Genomic DNA, 17,267 nt, shown 5'->3' on the forward strand with positions numbered 1-17,267 from the left:
CCAACCTGTCTGCCTGGGGGGGCGATCGGGAGCGTCGGACTGCGAGGAGAGTTACTGCAGCGTCTTAGGAATTACCGCGAACTGCAGCAGGATCTCGAAGGGGACGACCTCGAGGGTCGCTTCGTGGGTCGCTTCGAGCACCACGGGGCAGGCCGCGCCGGCACGTTGCACCTGCAGCCAACGAGCGGCGCATACGCACCAGCGGTCGCCGGGCTTGAGGCCGGGAAATCCAAACTGCGGAGCCGGGGTGATAAGGTCGTTGCCGAGCCGGGCAGAGGCTTCCAGAAACTCCTGCGTGACGACGCAGCAGACGGTATGCATGCCCACGTCGGCGGCACCGGTGTTGCAGAAGCAGTCGCGGTAGAAGCCCGTTACGGGGTCGGAGCCGCACTGCTCCAGCGGCTGACCGAGCACGTTCTTCTGCGTTGAGATTGGCTGCCTGGTGGCTTCCATGATGAATCCTGGCCGCACAGCGGCGCGAGCGCCGGAGATGCGGCGAAATACCCTAAAAGTGCGGCTGGAAAAAGATAATGCCGAGAACACAGCTGATGCCAAACGCGATCAGCAGAAACATCCAGTTCTTATCCAGCCAAAGCTTCTTGTCGGCCTCGTGACCCATGCAAATCCTCCGATGGAACTCCGATGGTTTGATGCTACCTGAGTCTGCTCTCGCGCTCCAAGTGTGAAGCTCAGGAACCCGCCTTTGCGACTGGCGTTAGACTTTCGCGCGGAAACGGTTGGCGATGGCGAACTCATCGCGCAGTTCCGGCGTGCGGAGGTTTTCGCGCAAGTGGGCGAGGCGCTGCTCTAGGGCCAGCAGCGTGGCGGCGATGTTGTCCGTGTTGGTCATCGCGATGTCACGCCACATGCTGTAGGGGCTAGAGCCGAGGCGTGTGGTCTCGCGCAGCGCACGGCCTCCGATGGCCTGGACGGCGGCCATGCCTTCGGGGTCTTCGGCAAACTGATCCTGCAGCATGGCTGCGAGGGCGGTCGAGAGCATTTGCGGCAGATGCGAGACCCAGGCGCAGGTGATGTCATGTGTGGCGGGGCCAATGTCGCGGACGGTCGAGCCGATCTCGGCAACCCACCTTCTCCAGACCTGCTGGAGTGGGCCTTCGTCGCCAAGGGGCACGAACAGCCAGGTCGCGCCGCGAAAGAGTTCCGCTTCCGCCAACGCTGCGCCGCCGGACTCCTTGCCGGCCATCGGGTGCCCGGGCAGAAATCGCCCGCGGCCGGGCCCGTTGTAGAGCGTTGCTGCAAGCTCGCAGACCGTCAGCTTGGTGCTGCCGACGTCGGTGACGAGCTGGTGTTCGCCGAGGACGGGTGCGAGGCGCTTCATCCAGTCGAGGATGGGAAGCACGGGCGTGGCGAGCACGTAGATGTCGGCGGCGTTGGGCTGGAGGGCTTCGTCGCTGGAAGCGAGCACGCGATCGAGTGCGCCAATCTCAAGCGCCTTGGCAGACTCGGAGGGATTGGCGTCCCAGCCGATCACTTCGCCCTCGAACGACGCGAGACTCTTTAGCGCCAGCCCAAGGGACGCGCCGATGAGGCCGGTGCCGAGGATGAGAATGCGGGCCATCAGAGGTTCCTCAACACATCACGGCGAGGGATACATTTATGCTCAGCGACGGAGCGCACGATGCCGTTGAGCGTTCCAACCTTCAGAGGCTTATGCGCAGGTACTGAGATCGTGTGTCCAGCAGGAGTTTGTGTTCTAAGGACGATATGGCTACCAGTCTGATGGACGATGGTGTACTCCCAGTGCCGAACCAAGTGATCCGCAAGGTCGGCGCCGAAGATGTTGCGAGGAGTCTTCACGCGACGGCGAGAACCTCATTCTTGCGCAGCATGAGGCGGACCGTGGAAGCCCGCTCGTCGGCGGGGGCATCGAAGAAATGCGCCTTCGTCGCGTCGAGCACATTTTCTCGAAGCTCTTCCCAGGTGTCCCCTTGCGTGAAGATGCTCTCGCCGACGGCCTCGGCGCTGTAACCGCCCTCCGGTTCTTCTGTCACTTCGAAGACGAGCTCTCTCATAGCAATCATCTTATTCCGCGTTTCGCCTATGAGTGAACTTGCGCGCGTCGGCTCCGCGGTAGTCGCCGGCGGTGTGGCCTGCGCCGCGGAGGACGTACTTGTAAGTGGTGAGGCCTTCGAGGCCGACGGGACCACGCGCGTGGAACTTCGAGGTACTGATGCCGACCTCGGCGCCGAAGCCGTAGCGGAAACCGTCTGCAAATCTTGTGGACGCGTTGTGGAAGACCCCCGCCGCATCGACCTCGCGCAAGAAGCGCTCCGCGGCCTCGGGATCTTCCGTCAGGATGCTCTCGGTGTGCGAGGAGCCGTGTGCGTGGATGTGGCCGATGGCGTCGTCGAGCGAGCTGACGACGCCAAGCGAGAGCTCGAGCTCGCCGTACTCGGTGTGCCAGTCGTGCACGGGCGATACCTCCATACCGCGCAGGATCTGCTGCGCGATGGCGTCGCCATGAAGCGTGATGCCGTGGGCGCGGAGGTGCTCGGCGAGCTTCGGGAGGAACTCGGTTGCGATCTCGCGGTGAACGAGGACGGTCTCGACGGCGTTGCAGGCTGCGGGGTAGTCGACCTTGGCATCTTCGATGACGCGCAGCGCGAGCTCTTCGTTGGCGGCGCGGTCGACATAGATGTGGCAGACACCTTCGCTGTGGCCGAGCACGGGGATGCGTGAGTTGGCCATCACGTACTCGACCAGCTGCTTGGAACCGCGAGGGATGACGAGGTCGACCAGGTCGTGCATCGCCAGCAGCTCATTGGTGCGTTCGCGGCCGAGGACGAGAGCGATAGCGTCGGCCGGAAGGCCAACGCTGGTGAGCGCACCACGAAGTACATCGACGATGGCCGAGGCGGTGTGCTCCACTTCCCTGCCAGGCTTCAGAAGAACAGCGTTGCCACTCTTGAGCGCGAGTGAAGCGATCTGGGTGACGGCGTCGGGGCGGGCTTCGAAGATGACTGCGAGCACGCCGAGGGGGACGGAGATCTTGGTGAGATGAAGACCGTGGGCGGAGCCAACGAGGGGATCGGCGTCGTCTAGTTCGATGGCATCGAGGGTGCGGCCGAGGGGATCAGGCAGCGCGGCGACGGAGCGCACCTGGTCAACCATCTCGGCGAGCTTGCCGGCGTTGAGTTTGAGTCGCGAGAGCATGGACGCGGGTATCTGCGCTGCTGCGTCCTCGGCAAGGCGGATGTCTTCTGCGTTGGCCGCGATCAGAGTCTCAGCGTTTGTGACAAGGGCATCGGCCATGGCTTCAAGGGCTTGGTTGCGCTTGTCCGTGCTTAGAGGGGCGAGGATTCGCGAGGCGCGCTTGGCGCCCTCGGCGACCGCGCGCGTGGTCGCGAGGCCACCGGAGTTCTTTGCGGCGGTGATCACCACGGATCTCCTTCGAACGCTCCCACCGGCAGCGCGGCGAAGCGTGTGCCGATGTTGCGGCCAGCGACGATCTGATCCAGAACGCCCGGAGTGCGGCCGTTGGCGATGACCACCTGCTTGCCTGCGCGGAGGACGATGCGTGCGCTCTCGAGCTTGGAGGTCATGCCTCCGCGGCCACGGCCGTTGCCACCGTCTGCCAGCGCGAGGATCGAGTCGTCGATGACGTCGACATGCTCGATCAGCGTTGCGCCCTCGGCGTCGGGGTTGCGATCGTAGAGGCCGTCGACATCGGAGAGCAGCACGAGCATATCCGCACCGATGTGCTTGACGAGCAGCGCGGAGAGCTTGTCGTTGTCGCCAAAGATCCGCTCGGGCTTCGCAGCGCTGCTACCCTGCTCCAAGGGTCGATCGAGCTCGATGGTGGAGACGGTATCGTTTTCGTTGACGATAGGAATGACGCCCATGGTGAGCAGAGCGTCCAGCGCAGCGCGCAGGTTGGCGTGCCGCAGCGGATCGCGGAAGTCATCCTCGGTGAGCAGGACCTGCGCGATGGGGCAGCTGAGCCGATCGAAGACGCTGTCGTACAGCGCCATCAGGCGCGACTGACCGATGGCTGCGCACGCCTGCACCTGCGCCACCTGCGTGGGCCGCTTGTGGAGACCCAGGCGCTCCATGCCAAGACCGACGGCTCCGGAGCTGACGACGAGGACTTCGAGGCCATCGGCGCGCAGGGCGGCCATCTGCTCGACGAGCCCGCAGAGCAGACCGAGGGCCACGCGGCCATCGGGCCGCATGATGACATTGGTTCCGAGTTTGACGACGATGCGGCGCATAAGAGCTAAACTTCTTCCTTATCCAACAAGATCTTGATTAGCTTATGAAAGCTTTAGACGAACGGACACTCCGATGTGGTCGCTAAGCTGGGGGACGTGGAGCTTCTTTTCTTGATTCCAGATGTACGTCTCTGAGTGCAGAGCGCTTTCGAGAAATCGGTTCGATATTGCTATGTGGTCTATGTTCTCTGCGATACCGCACGTCAAATTGGTGATTCCTAATTCCAGAAAACAAGCGAGGATCTTATCCTTGCTTGTTTTCGTGAAGTTATCCAGCCTGTTGAACTGAACATTGAAATCTCCAGCGATGCAAACACCCTTGGATCCTGATTCACTTATCCGTCGCCAATCATCTATTTGGTCGTCCACATTTTGGCTGGGATGTCCAAGGATCCCGACTACCGTCCCATAAACAAGAAGTTCTCCCTGTTCAGTATTGACGCTGACACAGGCGCTAGTAAAAGCATTAGAGACTTCTACCTTAGTCGCGGAATGTGTTCTCTTTACCCACACTGTAGCCCGATTTTCACCAGTGGTGTATTCGCCCTCTTTGCAGGGCACCAATTCTTCTGAACGGAAGCCTATGAAATCGTCTCCGGGGTTGATGCAGCTGTTGGTTTCGGTCAGAATCAGGATATCGGCATTTATTTCTTTCAGCTTTTCGAGAATCAATTCATTCTTTCTCGAAAAAGTCTTGGGCTGCTTTGGCCGCTCAAGGTTCCATGTAGCAATTTTCATTGTGCGCCCTCACCCTCGCGATCTCGCCGCCGCCTAACGAATCGTCGCAACCGCGATGGAACTCTTACCTCAGCGGCTAAAGCCGCACTCCATTAGAGCTCCGGTGTCACGGCTGAAGCCGTGACCTACCGTCCGTGCCACGCGATTGAGCAGGACCGCATGTTATGCATGAACCTTTTCGACTGCCGGAGCGAGCTTGCGATCGACGATCGGCGCGAGCTGCTTGAGCTTGCTCATCAACTGATTCAGCTGCTCGGGGAAGAGCGACTGGGCGCCGTCGCTCATGGCCTTGTCGGGATTGGGGTGCATTTCCATGAGCAGGCCATCTGCGCCGGCGGCGACTGAGGCGAGCGCCATGGCGGGCACGAACTCGCGTTTGCCGACGCCGTGCGAGGGATCGCCGAGCACAGGGAGATGCGTGAGCTTCTTGAGCACGGGGATCGCCGAGATGTCGTACGTGTTGCGGGTGTAGGTCTCGAAGGTGCGGATGCCGCGCTCGCAGAGCATGAGGTCGTAGTTGCCGCCGGAGAGGATGTATTCGGCGGAGAGCAGCACCTCCTCGATGGTGGCAGCGATGCCGCGCTTCATCAGCACAGGCTTGCGCACGTTGCCGAGCTCGCGGAGCAGGTTGAAGTTCTGCATGTTGCGTGCGCCGACCTGGAAGCAGTCGATGTACTCGAGCATGGGCTCGATCTGCGAGATCTCCATGACCTCGGTGATGACGAGCAGGCCAAACTCATCGGCGGCCTCGCGCATGAGCTTGAGGCCTTCAATGCCCATGCCCTGGAAGCTGTAGGGCGAGCTGCGCGGCTTGTACGCTCCGCCGCGAAGGAACTGGCAGCCTGCAGCTGCAACCTGCTTCGCGCTGAGACGGATCTGGTCGCGCGACTCGACCGAGCATGGGCCGGACATGACGACGACTTCTTCGCCGCCGACGACTACGCCGTTGGGGAAGGTGATGCGTGTACCTTCGGGGCGGAAGCCACGGCCTGCGAGCTTGTAGGGCGAGCTGATGCGATAGGCCTGATGCACGCCGGGGAGCACCTGGAACTCGGTGACCTCGAAGTGCATGGGGGTGCCCACGCCAGCAAGAATCGTCTGCGCTTCGCCTGTAGTGCGGTGCACGTTGAAGCCCAGCTCCACCATGCGCTCGATCACCGTTGTGATTTGTTCATCCGTTGCCTGGTCGTGCATTGCGACGATCATTGCGTTGTCCTTTTCTTTCTGTACCTCAGCGGCTAACGCCGCGATCTCGGTTTCGGCGTTTGTGTCACGGCTGAAGCCGTGACCTGCCGTTCGTGCTGGGGTCGGCGCTGACACCTAGCGCTGGTTCTGGCGGGGGATGTAGGGCTGCTGCGGATGGCGCTTGTCCTCGCCAGGCTTCTGCAGCGTGCGCATGACGTCCATCACGCGCTCGTAGATGTCCTGGATCTGCGTGCCGGAGAGCGATTCGGGCTGGCGGCTGGCGGCCTTGGCACGGGCACGGTCATAGACGACCTGTTCGCGCTTGGGCTCGTAGACGGGCGATGCGGCCTGTGCTTTGAGCTTGCCGATCTCGATGGCGGCAGCGGCTCGTTCGCAGAGCAGGGCCACGATCTGCTCATCCAGTTCATCGATCTTGTTACGCCAGTCTGCGATCTCCATGCCGTTCCTTGCCTCAGAGCCTTCGTGGCTCGCGGTGTGATGGCGCGGGCGGTGCCGCGCGAAGGTTGTTGCTGTGATTCGAGGATACGAGGTCTGACTGCTCAGGACGTGGACTTTCGCGTCCTGTGGCGTACTTCGAGCGATCATACGGAACCTCCGCGAAGGCTGGCGACAAAGGCGCCGACGGCTGCGGGTGCTTCCGCCGCGGGAGTCTTCTCGATGAGCCCAACGATGGCGGAGCCGATGACGGCGGCGTCGGCGAACTCGCCTATGGTCTTCACGTGCTCGGGTGTAGAGACGCCGAAGCCGAGCGCGACGGGCAGCGTGGTGAACTGCTTGATGCGCTGGACGAGTTCCTTCGCGCCAACGGCGAGCTCCTGCTGCGTGCCCGTGATTCCGGTGCGGGAGATCGCGTAGACGAAGCCGCCGGAGTTTTCGGCGATGGCTTTGAGGCGGGCGTCGGGCGACGTGGGCGCGGCGAGGAAGACGGGCGCGAGGTTGTGCTCGTGCATGACGCGGAGGTAGTCAGTGGCTTCCTCGACGATCATGTCGGTGAGGAGGACGCCATCGGCTCCGGCTTCTTTGGCGGCTTTCGCGAATGCGTCCATGCCCATGCGAACTACAGGGTTGAGATAGCTGAAGAGGATGAGGCCAGCGTTGGGGCGCGCGGCGCGGATCTCTTTGCAGATGCCGAGGACGTCGGTGAGGCGCGTACCTTTGGCTACGGCACGCTCGGACGCGCGCTGGATCACAGGGCCGTCGGCGAGAGGATCGCTGAAGGGTACGCCGAGCTCGATGACGTCGGCGCCGTTGTCGATGGCGGCGATGGCCATGTCGCGCGTGGTGGCGAGGTCGGGGTCACCGGCAGTGAGGTAGATGACGAGGCCGGGTTTGTTTGCAAAATTGATAGGCATAACCGTGCAAGCTCTTAGCTGTTAGCTCCTAGCCTTTAGCTAGAAGCTAGGAGCTAAAGGCTAGAAGCTCCTTCCAAACTCATCTCACTGCGCAGAATCCCAATGTCCTTATCACCCCGCCCGCTGACGTTGACCATGAGGATCTTGTCCTTACCCATCTTCGGAGCGAGCTTCATGGCTTCGGCTACCGCGTGGGCACTTTCAAGCGCGGGGATGATGCCTTCGGTACGGCTGAGTACCTTCACGGCTTCGAGCGCTTCGTGGTCGGTGGCGGAGGTATAGGTCGCACGGCCGGAGTCGTGCAGCATGGCGTGCTCGGGGCCGACGCTGGCGTAGTCGAGGCCCGCTGAGACGGAGTGCGTTGCCGCAATCTGTCCGGCGTCGTCCTGCAGCACGTACGAGAACGTGCCCTGCAGCACGCCGGGGACGCCGCCGGAGAATCTTGCTGCGTGCTCACCGAGCGCTGTGCCTCGGCCACCGGCTTCTACGCCAATGAGCTGCACGTTCTTGTCGGGGATGTACTCGTAGAAGGCGCCGATCGCGTTCGATCCACCGCCGACGCAGGCGACGATGGCATCGGGCAGGCGGCCTTCGTGCTCGAGGATCTGACGCTTGGACTCCTTCGAGATGACGCGATGGAAGTCGCGCACCATCGTGGGATACGGATGCGAGCCGAGCGCGGAGCCGAGGATGTAGAACGTCGAGCGGACGTTGGTGACCCAGTCGCGCATGGCTTCGTTGATGGCGTCCTTGAGGGTGGCGGAGCCGGAGTTGACGCCGCGCACCTCCGCACCGAGCAGGCGCATGCGGTAGACGTTGGGCTCCTGGCGGCGCATGTCTTCTTCGCCCATGTAGACGACGCACTCGAGGCCGAAGAGCGCGCAGACCGTGGCCGTGGCGACGCCGTGCTGGCCCGCGCCGGTCTCCGCGATGATGCGCTGCTTGCCCATGCGGCGCGCGAGCAGAGCCTGCCCCAGGGCGTTGTTGATCTTGTGCGCTCCGGTGTGGAGGAGGTCTTCGCGCTTGAGGTAGATCTTCGCGCCGCCGAGGGTTTCGCTCAGGCGCTTGGCGTAATAGAGCGGCGTGGGGCGGCCGACGTAGTCCTTGAGCAGCCCATCCAGCTCGGCGTGGAAAACAGGATCGGCCTGGGCGACCGCGTATGCCTGCTCAAGCTCCTGCAGTGCGGCCATGAGCGTCTCGGGGACGTAGCGGCCGCCATAGATGCCGAAGCGGCCAGGCGTGCTGGCAGAAGGGAGAGAGACCGGACTGGTGAGCTGGGCGATGCTCATTGCGTACCTCAGGGGCTGAAGCCCCGATTTATTGGCCGGCTGAATGTCACGGAGACCCTGGGCTAAAGCCCAGGGCTACCAGCCGTGACCTGCCGTTCTTGCGTCCACGGGATGAGCGTGAGCGACGTTCGTTGATGCAAAACAAAAGCCGCAACCTTGGAGGGGTCGCGGCTCGGGGGCTTGATACAGAATCCTTGCTGAGAACTTGTCAGCGCAGGTTCAGACCGCCGCGGCCGCTACCGGAGGCCAGTAGCGGAACGGAAAGAAAAACGGGCTGAACGTCTTGCACATTGCGAGTAGCCTACACCCGAGCCCCGAAACACGGCAAGAGGTTGCCCCGGAAATAAGTGTTTTTGGTGCATCCGGCGCGGCAAAGGCGGGCATCGGACTCTACTGTTGCGGCCGTCGCCAGAGGCGCCCCAGGAAACAAGAGGCGCCCGAGAAAGACAACCCACGACCGCCGCATGGAGGGTACTCCGATGAAGATTTCTCTTGTTGCAAAACGAACCTTCGCCATAGCCGTGGCTTCGGCCACGTTGGCGCTGCCTATGACGATGAACGCGCAGGAGTCGCACGAGGATGCCGTCGCGCAGACTCATCGCCACGATGCACGACATCACACCAAGGCCAAGTTTGTGGCCGGCGGCGCGGTGGGTGGCGCGCTTGTCGGTGCGAAGGTCGGCGGTCCGGTGGGCGCGCTGGTGGGTGCCGGCGCTGGCGCGGGTGCGGGCTTGGCCCTGAACAAGGCACATCGCCACCACGAGGTTAAGCAGCGCGAACACTACGGTGATCCGTATCAGCGCTAATTGCGGCCTGGTTCTTGAGTACTGAAAAGCCCGACCGCGCATGAGGCGCTGCGGCAATCGAGTGGCGGTTTCCTAAGTCTTTAGGAGCCGCCATTCGCCGTTTGTGAGCTCGACGTTCATGGTCTCGGTATTCTTCACGCGATGCGCGTCGTCGTAGGCGCGGAAGTTCGCCATCTTCTCGCGAGGCGTCCACTCTGGATAAAACAGCGTGTGGCGCAACGCCTGCATGAAGTGGCCGTGTGTGAAGAGCAGCACATGCTGTGCGTCATCGCGCGCGGCGAGTTTGGCCAACGCGGCCTCCGTGCGGCCGAGGAGGTCGCGGAAGTTCTCCGTGCCTTCGGCGTGACGGAAGTCGGGATCGGCCCTGCGCCAGAAGCGCTCGACCATCTCGAAGGTGTCCTCAGCGCTATCGGAGCCCCAGTAGGCCGGATCCCAGAAGGTAAATTCGTGGATGGGCCAGGTCTCGACGGGGACGTCGGGAAACCGCGCGATGGTGGGCGCAGCGGTCTGCTGCGTGCGCAGGTACGGCGAGACCACGATGAGGTCGGGCGCGGCAGGCCACTTGGCGGCCAGAATCTCCGACTGCTTTTCACCCAGGTTGGTCAAGGGGATCTCAGCGAAGCCGCCATCCCATTGGCCGATGTTGGCCATGCTCTCGCCATGGCGGATAAACGTTGCGCGGCGCGTCAACGCGCTGGCCGCACCGGAAGCCCGGTCCATATCAATCATCACAGCTTCAAGTTTACGACGCGGGCTTTACGACGCGTAGCCGACCTATTTTGCGTGACGCGCGTTCACGAGGAACTCGCGCAGCTTGGAAGGGTCTTTCTTGCCGGGGGTGATCTCGACTCCGCTGGCAACGTCCACGCCCCAGGGAGCGAAGGCGCGAATCGCATCCGCGACGTTCGCGGGGTTGAGGCCGCCGGCGATGAGGATCTGGCCGCCAGTCTGTGTCTGGACCTTGCGCACCAGCGCGGCGGTGGCGTCCCAGTCGAAGGTCTTACCGGTTCCACCTGAGGTGCCGCCGTGCGAGGCATCGAGCAGAGCGGCGGTGATCGCTGGATGTGTGAGCGCCTGATGCAGTTTTGCGCGCAGCTCTTCCGGCGTGGTGTCCGCAGCGACGTCGATGACCTGCAGCAGCTTGAGCTTGCCCTCGGTGCGTGTGGCGATGGCGTCGAGGAGTTGCGGATCGAATGCACTGTGGAGCTGAACCATCGTGAGACCGGAACGCTCGGCGGCATCCACGATCTCGTCAGCGTCGGTTGTGGTGAAGACTCCGACCTTCTCCAAGTTGTCGGGCAGATGCGGCGTGATCGCCGCGACCTGATCGACCGTGACGATGCGCTTGCTGGGAGCGAAGACGAAGCCGACGGCGCTCGCGCCCAGCTCAGCGGCGAGGGCGGCATCTTCGAGGTTGGTGTTGGCGCAGATTTTTATGAACATGGAATGCGAGATGCGAGATGCGAGATGCGAGATGCGAGATGCGACCAAAGCTAGAGGCTAGGAGCCAGCAGCGAGAAGCTCCTTCAGTCCTTCGCCCGGGTGCTCCCGTCGCATGAGGGATTCGCCGATGAGGAAGGCTTCGTAGCCGGAGGCGATGAGGCGGTCGACGTCGGCGCGGGTGCGGATGCCGCTCTCGGCGACGCGAACGACGTCGGAGGGGATGTGCTGACCGAGTTCGCACATGCGGTCCATGGAGACCTCAAAGGTGCGCAGATCGCGGCTGTTGACGCCGATGCACTCGCAGCCGAGGGCCTTGGCACGCTCGAGCTCGTCGGCATCGTGGACCTCGCAGAGCGTGTCGAGACCATAGCGGCGCGCGGCTTCGCGGAGGGTGAGAAGTTCTTTGTCCGTAAGTGCGGCGACTATGAGGAGGATTGCGTCGGCATGGTTGGCGCGGGCTTCGAGGACCTGGAACTCATCGACCATGAAGTCCTTGCGCAGGCACGGGATCTTGACCGCGGCGCTGGCGAGACGGAGGTTCTCGAGCGAGCCCTGAAAGAACTTTTCGTCGGTGAGGACGCTCAGCACGGCGGCTCCGGCGGCTTCGAGTTCCTTTGCGAGAGCTGCAGGATGGAAGTCAGCTCGGATGAGGCCTTTCGAGGGTGAAGCTTTCTTCAGTTCGGCGATGACGCCGATGCCTTCGCTCGCAGCCTTGGCGCGGAGGGCCTTCGCGAAGCCGCGCGGGATGTGGGCCGCGGCGGCGCGTTCCATCGCGGCGAGATCGGCGGAAGCCTTGCGCGCGGCGACGACCTCGCGGGTGTGCGCGAGGATCTCGGGCAGGTACATGGTCTTCGCCGGGTTCGGAGCTGCGGTCGCGGAACTCATCTCTTCGATGCTACGGCAAGCTGGCGTCTGAGTGCAGCCCCGGGCCTTTGAGGGATCCGGGCACTCGGTGTTGGCGGAGGCAAGGGCAAGAACAGTTGCTGTAGAGGTACGAGGTATCGAGCGAAGAGCCAGGAGTGAGGTGTTGTTGAGCGGCGAGGTTTCAAGCTATGAGCTGCGAGGAAAGCCGAAGCGGCGAGACAAAAGAACGCGGCGAGCTTGTGGGCTCGCCGCTGTTGCTTTCACTACTCTGTGTCCTGCTACTCCGCCGTTGTGCTGCCCTTAGGCCTTGCCGGCGAGCTGGCGGAGGACGTACTGCAGGATGCCGCCGTGTTGGTAGTAGAGGATCTCCTGTGGGGTGTCGATGCGGACGGTGGCGTTGAACTCCGTGGTCTTGCCGGCTTCGTTTTCGGCGAGGACGGCGATGGTCTTGCCGCCGGCGAACTTCGAGTCGAGCATGTCCTTGAGGCCGACGACCTCGAAGATCTCCTCGCCGGAGAGTTGGAGGGACTCGACGTTCTGGCCAGCCTCGAACTGCAGAGGCAGGATGCCCATGCCGACGAGGTTGGAGCGGTGGATGCGCTCGTAGCTTTCGGCGATGACGAACTTGATGCCGAGCAGGCGCGGGCCCTTCGCAGCCCAGTCGCGCGAGCTGCCTGAGCCATATTCCTTACCGGCCAAGATGCAGAGCGGTGTGCCGCGCTCGGCGTAGATCACGGAGGCGTCATAGATCGACATCCCTTCGCCCGAGGGCAGCAGGCGCGTGACGCCGCCTTCGGTGCCGGGAGCGAGCTTGTTCTTGAGGCGGACGTTGGCGAAGGTACCGCGCACCATCACCTCATGGTTGCCGCGACGCGAGCCGTAGGAGTTGAAGTCGACGGGCTTGACGCCGTGATCGGAGAGGTACTTGCCGGCCGGACCGTTGGCCTTGATGGAGCCTGCGGGCGAGATGTGGTCGGTGGTCACGGAATCGCCGAGGACAGCGAGCACGCGAGCGGCCTTGATCTCCTGGACTGCGGTGGGAGTAGCTGGCATGCCGTCGAAGTACGGTGCCTGGCGGATGTAGGTGGAGTCAGGCTCCCAGCCATAGGTGTCGCCTGAAGGAAACTTCAGGTTCTGCCAGTTCTTGTCGCCATCGCTCACGGTCGCATACTGCTTGTGGAACATCTCGGAGTCGATGCAGCTGGCGACGGTCTCGGAGACCTCCTGCTGGGTCGGCCAGATGTCCTTGAGGTAGACGGGCTGGCCATCCTTGCCCTTGCCGAGGGGATCCTTCTCGAAGTCATGCGAGATGTGACCAGCGAGAGCGTAGGCCACGACCAGCGGGGGCGACATCAGGTAGTTCGCGCGGACCTCGGGCGAGATGCGGCCTTCGAAGTTGCGATTGCCGGAGAGCACCGAGACAGCGACGAGGCCGTTGTCTTCGATGGTCTTCGATACGTCGGTGGGCAGTGGGCCGGAGTTGCCGATGCAGGTGGTGCAGCCGTAGCCGACGGTATTGAAGCGGAGGGCGTCGAGGTACTTCGAGAGGCCGGCGCGATCGTAGTAGTCGGTGACGACGCGGGATCCGGGCGCGAGCGAGCTCTTGACCCAGGGCGGCGTGGTGAGGCCTGCCTCAACAGCCTTCTTCGCGAGCAGGCCGGCGGCCATCATCACGTAGGGGTTGGAGGTGTTGGTGCAGGAGGTGATCGCGGCGATCACGACGGAGCCATCGGAGAGGTACTTGTCGGGATCGACGCCGAAACGCTTCTCGACGGAGTTGATGAGGGCTTCCTTCGGACTCTCTTCCACAGCAACGCCGACGGAGCTGGTGATGTCGCCGTTGGCGGAGGCGTGTCCACCCTCGCCTTCCCAGCGGACCATCTGGCGCGCGACGCCCTTGTTGGCGTTGGGACCCTGGAGCGCGGGGAGTTGCTTCGCGAAGCTTGCCGCGGCGCCCGAGAGCAGCACGCGGTCCTGCGGACGCTTGGGGCCGGCGACAGAGGGCTCGACGGTGGAGAGATCGAGCTCGAGCGTCGAGCTGTACTCAGCCTCCGGCGCGTCAGCGGTGTGGAACATGCCCTGCGCCTTGTAGTAGTCCTCGACGAGTTGGATCTGCTCGGCGGGGCGACCGGTGAGGCGGAGGTAGTTGAGGGTTTCCTTGTCGACCGGGAAGATGCCGCAGGTCGCGCCGTACTCGGGCGCCATGTTGGCGATGGTGGCGCGGTCGGCGAGCGGGAGTTCCGAAATGCCGGAGCCGAAGTACTCGACGAACTTGCCGACGACGCCGTGCTTGCGCAGCATCTCGGTGACGGTGAGGACGAGGTCAGTGGCCGTGGTGCCTTCCTTGAGCTTGCCGGAGAGCTTGAAGCCGACGACCTGCGGGACGAGCATGGAGACGGGCTGGCCGAGCATGGCAGCCTCTGCCTCGATGCCGCCAACGCCCCAGCCGAGGACGCCGAGACCATTGACCATGGTGGTGTGAGAGTCGGTACCGACCAACGTGTCGGGATAGGCCGTGGTTACGCCGTCGACGGTGTTGGTGAACACGACGCGAGCGAGGTACTCGAGGTTGACCTGGTGACAGATGCCCATGCCGGGAGGCACGGCGGAGAAGTTGTGGAAGGCGGTCTGGCCCCACTTGAGGAAGGCATAGCGCTCGCGGTTGCGGGTGAACTCCAGCGCGGCGTTGAGGTCGTACGCGTTGGCCGAGCCGTACTCGTCCACCTGCACGGAGTGGTCGATGACCAGCTCAGCGGGGACGAGAGGGTTGATCTTGTCGGTGTCGCCGCCGAGGGCCTTCATGGCATCGCGCATGGCGGCGAGGTCGACGATGGCGGGGACGCCGGTGAAGTCCTGCATGAGGACGCGGGCGGGCATGTAGGCGATCTCGCGGCTGGGCTCGGCCTTGGCTTCCCACTTCGCGAGGAACTTGATGTCGTCGGCGGTGACGGTCTTGCCGTCCTCGCAGCGGAGCAGGTTTTCGAGCAGCACACGCAGCGAGAAGGGCAGGCGGCTGAGCTTCACGCCGTCCTTCTCGAGCGCGGCGAGGGAGAAGTACTTGACGGTGCTGGCGCCGGACTTGAGTTCGGCGGCTGCGCCAAAGCTGTTGAGGTGGTTCGTGGTTGCCATCGGGGATTTATCTCCTGTTGCGCCCTCAGCTCTCTTGTCGGGATGCGACGCGCGCCTGGGTAAGGCGAGTCGTGGCGAATCCAGCGGCAAAGATTGAGCCCGGGCCAGCTTGGGCCACCGTCCGCGCACGCAACGTGCGTGTGCCGCGGGCAGGGGCCGATTTCCGTCTTGGTGGTTCCAGTTCCTGCGAAAAGGGGTGGAGGGGAGCCTGAACGTCGAGAGAATCAACGTCCGCGGTCGTGGCGGCCACGACGAAAGCGCTTGATGGGAGCGCACTCCATGCGGTTGATTCTACTCCGGAGCATTGTGCGCCTTGAAGAGGATTCTGGCGATTCGCGGACGATGCGGACCCGGATGTGACTCGCGGGCAACCTTTTCGGGACGCGACCTTGGTAACGCATTGGTGTTTCTGTATCCAGCCCATGCGGCTTGGGCGGCATCTGAGCAATGAGCAGCAGGATTGCCCGCGCCAACCCTCGATCGGCCCGCGCGGAGCAGGAGCGAAAGTATGAGAACGATCAAGAGAAGTTTCCAGCGGATGGCCTTTACGGGCGCAGCGTCCTTGCTGGCCCTTGGCCTGGTGGCCTGCAAGAGCCAGGATCCGCAACAGGCAGCGGTCATTCAGCAGGCCAGCACGGGCGCGGACCCGGCCATGGCGAATGTGTACGCCGGCAGTGGCGCCACCACCACTCCCGTGCCGGCAAGCACCAGCGGAAGGGCGCCGATCGTGCGCGTCGAGGGCCAGAGCTCTGCCTACACGCCACAGCAACAGGGCGAAGCGTACCCGCAGCAGCCGGCTGCCAACCAGGACTATAGCTACAACAACGAACAGACGTACTCCGACCCCACGTACAACGACGTGGACTACGCTGCGCAGGCCGATCAGGCTCCGCCTCCGCTGCCGGAGTACGACCAGCCACCGGCTCCCGGCCCGAACTACTACTGGACTCCGGGCTACTGGGGCTGGGGCGATAACGGCTACTACTGGGTGCCGGGCGTGTGGGTCGCACCGCCGTACTACGGCGGGCTCTGGACGCCGCCTTACTGGGGCTGGTACGGCGGCCATTACCGCTTCCATCGCGGGTACTGGGGCCACCATATCGGATTCTATGGCGGCATCAACTATGGCTTCGGCTATATCGGCGTGGGCTACTTCGGCGGCTTCTGGCGCGGGAACGACTTCTATTACAACCGCTCCGTGACCAACGTAGGCCATCTGAATAACGTGTATGACCGTCCCGTGATCTACAACAACGTCCACTATGGCGCACAGCCCACGATTCGCGTGAGCTACAACGGTGGCCGCGGCGGCATCAATCGCGCTCCGGCTGCGTTCGAGCAGCAGGCGATGCGCGAGCAGCACGTCAGCGCTGTCCCCGCGCAGATGCAGGCTCACCGCTTCGCCGCAGCGGACCCGCAGCAGCGCTTCGCCACCAACCAGGGACGTCCGCAGCAGACCGCGTTCAACCGTCCGGAAGCTGTGACCGAGGCCGCTACGCGCAACCACATCGACGTGACGCAGCCGGTGAATGCTCGCGGAGGTGCGGTGAATCAGCCGGCCATTGCCAACCGGCCGGGGGAACCCAATCGGGCCGTCGAGCCGAACCGTGGCGCGGGGATCAACCGCCCTGGACAGCCGGCGGTGCAGCCCAACCGCGGCGTTCAGCCCAACGTCCAGCCGAATCGCGGCGTTGAGATGAATCGCCCTGGCGAGATGAACCGTCCGGGCGCGCCGAATGCGATCGCTCGCCCCAACACGCCGGCGAATCGCGGCGGGTTTGAGGGCCGTCCGAACACGCCGGCAAACCAGCCTCACGCGCAACCCGAGACGACACGCGGCGGCTTCAACAATGCGCGTCCGCAGCCCACCACCCAGCCGCAACGCACGGCTCCGGTAGCGCAGCCGCAGCGGGCTCCTGTGGCTCAGCCCCAGGCACGTCCGCAGCCGGAGCGCGTCGCTCCCCAACCGCGGCAGGAGGTGCAGCGTCCTGCGCCGCAACCGCATGTGGAAGCTCCGCGCCCGGCCCCTGCTGCCCGTCCGGCTCCGGCTCCGCAGCAACACGCCGCACCTGCTCCCCGCCCGGCGCCGGCCGCTCATCCGGCTCCCCCTCCGCATGAGGCTCCGCGTGGCGGCGGCGATCGTGGTCACCGGTAACTCCTAACCAGCAGCACGAACAAGAAGGCCCACCGTGATGGTGGGCCTTTCTG

The 17,267-nt window shown here is 63.7% G+C and carries 17 protein-coding genes; 2 read left to right on the top strand and 15 right to left on the bottom strand.

What is annotated here, in order from left to right; genetic code table 11:
• Window positions 1-51: 51 nt before the first annotated feature.
• From AC5E6W_RS13475 to trpB, 11 genes are all read right to left on the bottom strand, one after another.
• Complete coding sequence (locus AC5E6W_RS13475; RefSeq protein ID WP_491752832.1) at window positions 52-453, bottom strand: DUF2237 family protein; 402 nt, start codon at window positions 451-453, stop codon at window positions 52-54.
• Window positions 454-715: 262 nt separating this feature from the next.
• Window positions 716-1,579 (bottom strand): prephenate dehydrogenase, encoded by an 864-nt coding sequence (locus AC5E6W_RS13480; RefSeq protein WP_491752833.1) that lies wholly within the window; start codon window positions 1,577-1,579, stop codon window positions 716-718.
• Complete coding sequence (locus AC5E6W_RS13485; protein ID WP_491752834.1) at window positions 1,579-1,818, bottom strand: type II toxin-antitoxin system HicA family toxin; 240 nt, start codon at window positions 1,816-1,818, stop codon at window positions 1,579-1,581. Before AC5E6W_RS13485 ends, AC5E6W_RS13480 begins: the two co-directional genes overlap by 1 nt.
• Window positions 1,815-2,033: a type II toxin-antitoxin system HicB family antitoxin gene (locus AC5E6W_RS13490; RefSeq protein ID WP_491752835.1), complete on the bottom strand. Its 219-nt coding sequence runs from the start codon at window positions 2,031-2,033 to the stop codon at window positions 1,815-1,817. Before AC5E6W_RS13490 ends, AC5E6W_RS13485 begins: the two co-directional genes overlap by 4 nt.
• A gap of 10 nt (window positions 2,034-2,043) precedes the next feature.
• Entirely contained in the window at window positions 2,044-3,399 is a 1,356-nt protein-coding gene (locus AC5E6W_RS13495) for a glutamate-5-semialdehyde dehydrogenase (RefSeq protein WP_491752836.1), read from the bottom strand.
• A complete protein-coding gene (proB, locus tag AC5E6W_RS13500) occupies window positions 3,396-4,232 on the bottom strand; it encodes a glutamate 5-kinase (RefSeq protein WP_491752837.1) in 837 nt (278 codons plus the stop codon). Before proB ends, AC5E6W_RS13495 begins: the two co-directional genes overlap by 4 nt.
• Window positions 4,233-4,274: 42 nt before the next feature.
• Window positions 4,275-4,970, bottom strand: a complete 696-nt coding sequence (locus AC5E6W_RS13505) for an endonuclease/exonuclease/phosphatase family protein (protein WP_491752838.1) — start codon at window positions 4,968-4,970, stop codon at window positions 4,275-4,277.
• Window positions 4,971-5,132: 162 nt separating this feature from the next.
• Window positions 5,133-6,176, bottom strand: a complete 1,044-nt coding sequence (aroF, locus tag AC5E6W_RS13510; protein ID WP_491752839.1) for a 3-deoxy-7-phosphoheptulonate synthase — start codon at window positions 6,174-6,176, stop codon at window positions 5,133-5,135.
• Between the two features lie 114 nt (window positions 6,177-6,290).
• A complete protein-coding gene (locus AC5E6W_RS13515) occupies window positions 6,291-6,614 on the bottom strand; it encodes a chorismate mutase (protein WP_491752840.1) in 324 nt (107 codons plus the stop codon).
• A 143-nt stretch (window positions 6,615-6,757) separates the two neighbouring features.
• Window positions 6,758-7,528 carry a tryptophan synthase subunit alpha gene (gene trpA / locus AC5E6W_RS13520; protein ID WP_491752841.1) on the bottom strand — a complete coding sequence of 257 codons (771 nt, stop codon included), beginning with the start codon at window positions 7,526-7,528 and terminating at the stop codon, window positions 6,758-6,760.
• Window positions 7,529-7,581: 53 nt separating this feature from the next.
• Window positions 7,582-8,817: a tryptophan synthase subunit beta gene (gene trpB / locus AC5E6W_RS13525; protein ID WP_491752842.1), complete on the bottom strand. Its 1,236-nt coding sequence runs from the start codon at window positions 8,815-8,817 to the stop codon at window positions 7,582-7,584.
• 479 nt (window positions 8,818-9,296) lie between these two features.
• On the opposite strand from trpB, the gene AC5E6W_RS13530 reads away from it, so the two are divergent.
• Complete coding sequence (locus AC5E6W_RS13530; RefSeq protein WP_491752843.1) at window positions 9,297-9,623, top strand: hypothetical protein; 327 nt, start codon at window positions 9,297-9,299, stop codon at window positions 9,621-9,623.
• Window positions 9,624-9,695: 72 nt separating this feature from the next.
• Here the strand turns inward: AC5E6W_RS13530 and AC5E6W_RS13535 are convergent, their stop codons facing one another.
• The 4 genes from AC5E6W_RS13535 to acnA all read right to left on the bottom strand — a co-directional run bounded on the left by AC5E6W_RS13535 (window position 9,696) and on the right by acnA (window position 15,059).
• A complete protein-coding gene (locus AC5E6W_RS13535; RefSeq protein WP_491752844.1) occupies window positions 9,696-10,352 on the bottom strand; it encodes a histidine phosphatase family protein in 657 nt (218 codons plus the stop codon).
• A 45-nt stretch (window positions 10,353-10,397) separates the two neighbouring features.
• Window positions 10,398-11,066 carry a phosphoribosylanthranilate isomerase gene (locus AC5E6W_RS13540; protein WP_491752845.1) on the bottom strand — a complete coding sequence of 223 codons (669 nt, stop codon included), beginning with the start codon at window positions 11,064-11,066 and terminating at the stop codon, window positions 10,398-10,400.
• A gap of 57 nt (window positions 11,067-11,123) precedes the next feature.
• Window positions 11,124-11,951: an indole-3-glycerol phosphate synthase TrpC gene (gene trpC / locus AC5E6W_RS13545; protein WP_491752846.1), complete on the bottom strand. Its 828-nt coding sequence runs from the start codon at window positions 11,949-11,951 to the stop codon at window positions 11,124-11,126.
• 279 nt (window positions 11,952-12,230) lie between these two features.
• Window positions 12,231-15,059: an aconitate hydratase AcnA gene (gene acnA, locus AC5E6W_RS13550; RefSeq protein WP_491752847.1), complete on the bottom strand. Its 2,829-nt coding sequence runs from the start codon at window positions 15,057-15,059 to the stop codon at window positions 12,231-12,233.
• 508 nt (window positions 15,060-15,567) lie between these two features.
• Here acnA and AC5E6W_RS13555 point away from each other — a divergent pair.
• Window positions 15,568-17,214 carry a YXWGXW repeat-containing protein gene (locus tag AC5E6W_RS13555; RefSeq protein WP_491752848.1) on the top strand — a complete coding sequence of 549 codons (1,647 nt, stop codon included), beginning with the start codon at window positions 15,568-15,570 and terminating at the stop codon, window positions 17,212-17,214.
• Window positions 17,215-17,267: the final 53 nt, after the last annotated feature.

It is taken from the genome of Bryocella sp. (assembly GCF_058498515.1).

Excerpts from the sequence above, each read along its gene's own strand:
- AC5E6W_RS13475 (WP_491752832.1), bottom strand. The coding sequence starts at position 453 with ATGGAAGCCACCAGGCAGCCAATCTCAACGCAGAAGAACGTGCTCGGT.
- AC5E6W_RS13480 (WP_491752833.1), bottom strand. The coding sequence starts at position 1,579 with ATGGCCCGCATTCTCATCCTCGGCACCGGCCTCATCGGCGCGTCCCTT.
- AC5E6W_RS13490 (WP_491752835.1), bottom strand. The coding sequence starts at position 2,033 with ATGAGAGAGCTCGTCTTCGAAGTGACAGAAGAACCGGAGGGCGGTTAC.
- proB (WP_491752837.1), bottom strand. The coding sequence starts at position 4,232 with ATGCGCCGCATCGTCGTCAAACTCGGAACCAATGTCATCATGCGGCCC.
- AC5E6W_RS13505 (WP_491752838.1), bottom strand. The coding sequence starts at position 4,970 with ATGAAAATTGCTACATGGAACCTTGAGCGGCCAAAGCAGCCCAAGACT.
- aroF (WP_491752839.1), bottom strand. The coding sequence starts at position 6,176 with ATGATCGTCGCAATGCACGACCAGGCAACGGATGAACAAATCACAACG.
- AC5E6W_RS13515 (WP_491752840.1), bottom strand. The coding sequence starts at position 6,614 with ATGGAGATCGCAGACTGGCGTAACAAGATCGATGAACTGGATGAGCAG.
- trpA (WP_491752841.1), bottom strand. The coding sequence starts at position 7,528 with ATGCCTATCAATTTTGCAAACAAACCCGGCCTCGTCATCTACCTCACT.
- trpB (WP_491752842.1), bottom strand. The coding sequence starts at position 8,817 with ATGAGCATCGCCCAGCTCACCAGTCCGGTCTCTCTCCCTTCTGCCAGC.
- AC5E6W_RS13530 (WP_491752843.1), top strand. The coding sequence starts at position 9,297 with ATGAAGATTTCTCTTGTTGCAAAACGAACCTTCGCCATAGCCGTGGCT.
- AC5E6W_RS13535 (WP_491752844.1), bottom strand. The coding sequence starts at position 10,352 with ATGATTGATATGGACCGGGCTTCCGGTGCGGCCAGCGCGTTGACGCGC.
- AC5E6W_RS13540 (WP_491752845.1), bottom strand. The coding sequence starts at position 11,066 with ATGTTCATAAAAATCTGCGCCAACACCAACCTCGAAGATGCCGCCCTC.
- trpC (WP_491752846.1), bottom strand. The coding sequence starts at position 11,951 with ATGAGTTCCGCGACCGCAGCTCCGAACCCGGCGAAGACCATGTACCTG.
- acnA (WP_491752847.1), bottom strand. The coding sequence starts at position 15,059 with ATGGCAACCACGAACCACCTCAACAGCTTTGGCGCAGCCGCCGAACTC.
- AC5E6W_RS13555 (WP_491752848.1), top strand. The coding sequence starts at position 15,568 with ATGAGAACGATCAAGAGAAGTTTCCAGCGGATGGCCTTTACGGGCGCA.